Annotated in this window: 6 protein-coding genes; 5 read left to right on the top strand and 1 reads right to left on the bottom strand. The window is 60.7% G+C overall.

Going from position 1 to position 5894, the window contains the following annotated elements:
• The coding region (locus VQ042_RS24405; RefSeq protein WP_331822869.1) for a hypothetical protein at window positions 1-291 on the top strand (291 nt) is incomplete at its 5' end.
• A 137-nt stretch (window positions 292-428) separates the two neighbouring features.
• Here the strand turns inward: VQ042_RS24405 and mobF are convergent.
• Window positions 429-1583 (bottom strand): MobF family relaxase, encoded by a 1155-nt coding sequence (gene mobF / locus VQ042_RS24400; protein WP_331822868.1) that lies wholly within the window; start codon window positions 1581-1583, stop codon window positions 429-431.
• 665 nt (window positions 1584-2248) lie between these two features.
• Between mobF and VQ042_RS24395 the strand changes: the two genes are divergently transcribed.
• From VQ042_RS24395 to VQ042_RS26225, 4 genes are all read left to right on the top strand, one after another.
• Complete coding sequence (locus VQ042_RS24395; RefSeq protein ID WP_331822867.1) at window positions 2249-3526, top strand: hypothetical protein; 1278 nt, start codon at window positions 2249-2251, stop codon at window positions 3524-3526.
• A gap of 107 nt (window positions 3527-3633) precedes the next feature.
• The gene (locus VQ042_RS24390) at window positions 3634-4455 is read left to right on the top strand and encodes a hypothetical protein (protein ID WP_331822866.1); all 822 of its coding nucleotides are present in this window, start codon (window positions 3634-3636) and stop codon (window positions 4453-4455) included.
• A gap of 86 nt (window positions 4456-4541) precedes the next feature.
• Window positions 4542-4700 carry a hypothetical protein gene (locus VQ042_RS24385; RefSeq protein WP_331822865.1) on the top strand — a complete coding sequence of 53 codons (159 nt, stop codon included), beginning with the start codon at window positions 4542-4544 and terminating at the stop codon, window positions 4698-4700.
• 543 nt (window positions 4701-5243) lie between these two features.
• Complete coding sequence (locus VQ042_RS26225; RefSeq protein WP_442880224.1) at window positions 5244-5402, top strand: hypothetical protein; 159 nt, start codon at window positions 5244-5246, stop codon at window positions 5400-5402.
• Window positions 5403-5894: the final 492 nt, after the last annotated feature.

Here is a 5894-nt window from a genome sequence, read left to right as displayed (position 1 = left end):
CGCAAGTCCGATGAAACCGATCTTCCCATGGTGCGTATCCTCCCGCACACAAGGAATCAGAATACGTCTCCAAGCGGAACCATCCGATTCACACTTATTACTGGACGCTCTAGACTACATTTGTTGGGCAGGCACCGCCGTGTAAGCATTAGACGAGACAGCTTCTTCGGCGGAGGGCCGATTTGGTCGGAGCGGCATTTTGACGAGCATGGCCGTGACGGCGGTTTGGAACCGGATCGCGCGCCGCCTTTTCAGATTACCAAAGCGGTCTTCAGCCGTATCCGCGATTGACGAACGTCGGAAGCGACGCCGCTGTATTCCATTGTCCCCGCAAGGGGGGCAACAGAACCATCGCCATCTGTAAGCAGCTATCAGACCAAGCCAAGTTGGAAGACGCAAGACCTCGCATGGGCAATGGAGCGTGGCAATCAAGGGCCATCAGGATCCTCGAAGTAGCTGTCGTCAATGAACTCGTCGTCGGTCGCTTCGATATCCTGCTCGAGAGTCACGTCATCGAGATCAGGAGTTTCGTCGATATCTTGGTTAGCGTCCGCAGGTTCGTCGTCATCGCGGAGCATTTCACTTTCGTCCAGATCGACGAAGTCCCCAGTCAAGTCGGCTTTGCAGTTATCGTCCGGCATCGCGGCGGCGACGGAGACACCCGCATCCAAAATGGGTCTGATCCACCGACCCCGGGGCCGCATCTTACCTTGCAAAATCTCAGCCTCTTCGCGCCAGGCCGTCTCAAGATCCGCCAGCGAATGGGTCGTTTTCGGGCGGCGGTGCCACAGAGCCAGCCGCTGTCTGACTTCAGCCGCCAGATGTGGATCGCTGATCGACCGGGTGGCAGCGAGAAGCGCTACGCGCCTGGCTGAAAACGCCGCGATAAGAATCGGATCGATCCCGTGAATGCGAAGCACGCCCCGGTCGTCCCGCTCACTCGGTATATCGAGCGCATTCAACCCGGAATCGATCACTGAGCGTCGTTGCGCCTCGAGCTGACGGATGGCCTTGTAGAGCCGGCGTCCGTCAATCGTGCCCCAGGTGCCATCAGCGCGCCGAGCATGGTTTACGATAACGATCTGCGTATGCAGATGTGGGGCCGGCAGGTCCCGCCCGCTTGGCATTGGAGTGGGGCGCGCGGTCAGGTGCAGGAACCGTGCGACGGGCGGCATCTCCACGGGTTCGACCCGCTTCCCTCCGGCACCACGTCGCGCCACCATCCCAATCTCCGCGATGTCCGCGACAATTGCCGAGACGACGCGATCATGAAGCTCTTCGAGCGCCGCCTTACGGTGATCGGTCGCAAGCGCCCAGAGAACCGAGATCGGCTTTTCATGATCTACCGTGATATCGTAGGCAGCTACACGTTTACTGGATTTCGCGGATACAGCCCTCGGCAGCGCAGTGTTCAGCGTTGACACGAAATCGTCGTCGATGAAGACGTTCATACCGTGATCAGGCACAAGCCCGCCCAGGTGATCCCAGCGCGCCCATTCTACTGCCGGATAGCGGCGCTCCGCTGCCAGTCTGTCTGCAAGGTAATACGCAGCCGGCGCCGCGGTGTTGACTCTGATACCCATCGCCACCTCCAACGAGAGGCTGGCAAAGCGGGGCCGCGATATCCGGTAACAATCTATGGTAGATACGCCCGCAAGATTTTCCCAAGATGAGAGTGCATAAGTGTAGATTCGACTGGGTCCGCGGCACGGTATCGGAGAACCTCCCTTCATCAGGTATCGAAGCCGTTTGAAGTTCAGCCCGAAACGTCTTATAACGTTCGCGAACGTTATGTTACGTTTGGTGACTTGATCCATGAACGAAGACGAGATCAGAGCAGCGCTTCGCGAACTCGCCGCGGCGGATGCCCATCCTTGGGCGCCACGGTTCGGAGCGATTCTACGCGACCATCTTGCGCCTTTCGCCGCCCTTCGGATCCGCGGCGTGCCGTGGCGGACGATCGCGACGATCTGTGCGGAAGAAGGTATCGCCGGGCGAGGAGGCAAGCCCCTCGACCCGCGGGTTCTTGCTGCACAGATACACCGCGCGCGTTCAATTCATGACAGACACTCGGAGCGGCCGTCCGATCATACCGAGCATACGGCTCGAACGGTAGCAAGGTCACCCGCCACGAAGCAGGCCTCTCTTCCTACCGAGCGAAAAAGGGCAAGCGCGGATGACGACGATGCCGCAAGCCGACGAGAGGCGTTGCTCGCCGCTGTAGATTCCCTCGGCCAGGACTGATGCTGTGCCATCCATAGGAACGCCGCGGCCCGAAGCGTTGCAGCCGCCCTTATCGATCCCGCCCGAATTTCGCCAGTGCGTCTGGCATGCTGCAAATCAGGTGGCAGAGGCTTTCCAGCAACGATACGGGGCAACGGGTGATCTGGTCGATCCGGATGTGATCACCAGAAGGTCGTGGCGGATCGTTCATCGGTGGAAGGCGGAAGTGGAACAGGAGAGTACGGCGCCGACGGCCAGCGCCTTGTTCGATGAATTCGAAGCTTTGCGCGCGGTCGCGACAGGCCACGAGATCCCTGCGGGCGCCAAGTTCTCGTTCGCATGCGTAGATGCACTCCTCGGATACTATCCTGCGCCGATATCCCGGCTTTCGACGTCGGACGGAAGCACCATCGTACCGATTGGCTACGGCTGGAGAGACCCGCGATCCGATCCGTCCTTGCACGGAACGGGCGATCTCGACGTCGCACTGCGTCGGCTTGAGACTGCCAAGCACTTGGTCAAGCGGGAAGGCCTTCATGATTTTCACGCTGCCGGTGCCATCTTTTTCGGCCTGCCGCACGGAAGCCGGCTCCGGTCAATGCCGGATTTAAGAAGTTGCGTGTCGGCCATGGTAGAAAACGGTGGTCGCGACGATTTCTTGCGATTTCTCGACGTGACGATTGAACAAGTTTCCGCTTGTCTCGGAACCAAGCAAGGTGAGGGCGGGCCCGGCCTGGCGAGCCGCCGGGTCCAACCGCCGCCGGGTTGGAACCTGCAACGCGGATTGGTAGGAATTTTGTGGCCTGACTGGCGCATCCGTCCCGCTGGTGCGGTCGGGCGCAGTCTTGCCGATGCAATCGATGCGATCGTCGACGCTTTCGTTCACGAACTCGGCGCGGTCGGGCGCCGATTGTACGACGGATCGCCATCCCGCCCCAGTGACCGTATTTATCGTGAGCTTCTGATGCTCTGTCAGCACGAGCATGTCGCAGCTCTCGTCGATCTCCTTCTGCTCGAGCGCGATCTCGACAAGGATGTCGCGAACCTGCTTGGACCCGTCGGCTACTGGCGAGCGGAAATCGCACTCCGTTTAGCAGCCTGCGTCTATAGCGTCGCAAACGCCAAACTGTCGCACTGGCCTGCGCGGCAAACGCTCCCGACACTCCAGATGAATTCGGAAAGGCGGCACAATCCGGCTTTATTGATCGCTCATGTGCGCGCAATCTTGCACGCTTGGGACCCGAGCAGAGGTACGGATAAACTTGCGCCAGAAGCCGACGTGCCGGTTGTTCTCAGCAATTGACGACCGTCGCGGTCACAACCGGGAATTGTTACCGGACGAAGGTCCGCAGATTTGGAAAAGCTCTTCGACGGCGAGTCCCGCCGAACCACAAGCCGAAGAGGAGTCCCATGTCCAAGAAACCACAAGAGGCGGCTGCCGCCGCGCTCATGCCGATGTTCATCATCGTCCTGACCCCCAAAGGTGGGGTTGGCAAGAGTCTGCTCGCTGCGCTCATCGCCCATTTCCTGTCCGACCTCTCCCGGAAACTCCGTGCGGTCTCCATCGACTCGCGTCATCCGACGCGCCGACTGCTGGAGCGGATCGGCGTTCCCGTCGAAATCGCAGATTTGCCGACCGGTGAAGCTCTGCGCAAAGACCCGCACGCCGTACTCCGGGCGTTTGCGCCGGTTCAGACCGCGCTTTCGCAAGGCGCGGGATCGGCGGATATCTTGGTTGATATCGGTAGCCCCGCTGCGCGACCATTCCTGTCTTACGCGATCCATTCCGATTTGCGTGAACGTGTGAAAGACGCGGGCTATCGTGCGGTCGTTGTTGTTCCAGTGACCGCTCAACCTGAATCTATCGCGCTCGGTGCGGACACGGTCATGTACGCAAAGCAGATCTTCGAAGACGACAGCACCGTCATCGTCGTCGCGAACGAACGCGATGGCGCTCTTCCCTCGATGAACGACGAAACGATGGTGCGTCTTCTGGCTCACGCAGATGCAACATTCGTGATGCCGACACTTCCCCCGCACTGGCGCAAGATCGACGCTGCCAGTGTCTTGCCCGGCGAACTTCCGGAAATGTCTCTCGAGGAAATCGCCAGAATTGTCGGCGAGAGCGACGACATGGTCCGGGTTGTGCGGGGGGAACTCCGGATGTGGAGCCGCGCCATGCATGAGGCCCTGCGACAGGGTTTGCCCGGGATAAACCCCGACAAGCCGTAGGCCGCATCGAGCGGGCGCGTGAGGAGTACGAGCGGCTGCGCAGCCGCCGCCGGCTCCTCAGGCGGCTTACGGCTTGGGACCACGATATGAACACTGACGATTTTGCGGCACTTTGCTCATCGTTGCGGTCTGAAGACGAGATCGCCTATGCGGGGACACGTATCGCGGCAAAGCGCTGGATCGCCCGCCAGCCGTCGGTTTTGCAGCCCCTTTGTGTCGCAATGTTCAACCGTTTGCTCCATTGACATCGCGAGGCCGGCGACAGGACCCGTCGCCGGCCTTTCTTGTTGTTCAAAGAAAGAAGCCGCTCAACCGACCAACGATCGTTGGTCGATCTTGGCCCACAGCGTAAGTGACGAAAGTTCAGAAAAAAGAACTCGGGATACCGCAACGCCGGCGATTGTGGGGATGGAACGCAATATTTTGCGGCGGCTAGTGAAGAACGAATCGATCGATTTGGTGCTGCAGGCCGTAGCGACCCGGAGAAGATCTCGCGAACGTCGCCGAAACCGATCGCGACAACCCCAAGAAGCGGCGGGACAAGGTCTGGCCGTGCTAAGACTGGCGACGACGGCAAGTCTCGGGCCAGGGGCGACAACGTTCGACCTGCAAGTCGACCATCGTTTTGGTCAGCGGCCCACCCGGCACCTCAGATTCGGCGCTATTCTCCACGCCGAATGCGCAGCTTGTTCGGCCACCAAACAACGTAGAGCCCCCCGATCTTCCAGACCGGCCCGTGCCCCGATCTGGTTTTCTTGTGAACCCCGGCCGCAGCGGCGACAACCGTCGTGCGGTCGCCGTCTGGCGTGGCCCGACACGAGCCACTGCGCACGTCCCCCGGCTGCAGCACGCATCGTGTGGTGTTTTGCGTTTGCCCTTTGTGCGGGAGCGGTCTCGTGAGGCTGCCGGGCGAGGCGGCCCTGCGATGCGTCGGAAAGGTGCGATAACGCCGTCTATCGCACTGCGTTCTTCCGCTACCCCACGGACCCAAAGCCCGGTGCGCGGACGCTGGCGGCGCTTGCCCCTGCGCACGAACGGGTCAAACCAGATTGATGGTGGAGGACGCCTGGTCCGGCCTGCGAGCGCGACCGGCGCTTTTCCTCGTGGGGCCTCGGCTCGAGATGTGCCGAGCCTGCGCCATAGTTTTGAAGGACGTCGGCCCGATCGCGGGCACAACGTAGCGCAATGAGTCTCGGTAGACTGGAGTTTGGCTCCCATGATTCTGCCTTGGCGGGCAGAGCCCACCCTGTGACGGGTGACTGAAAGCCGGTGGGTTTCGCTACCTGGCCGGAACGAGCCCGAGGGGCGACTATGATGCAATAGGGGTGGATGCCTCCGGAAACTGGCGGATTTCGTGCTGACATGATTCACTGAGGTCGCGCTTTCGGGAGGGGTCGGATGGCGGGACAGATCGGGTTTTGGGACGTCGAGGATCGGCT

This window comes from Aurantimonas sp. A2-1-M11, from assembly GCF_036549475.1.
Classification (GTDB): Bacteria; Pseudomonadota; Alphaproteobacteria; order Rhizobiales; family Rhizobiaceae; genus Aurantimonas.
The sequence above is the reverse complement of the archived record's forward strand: the minus strand, read 5'-3'. Positions and strand labels throughout refer to the sequence as shown.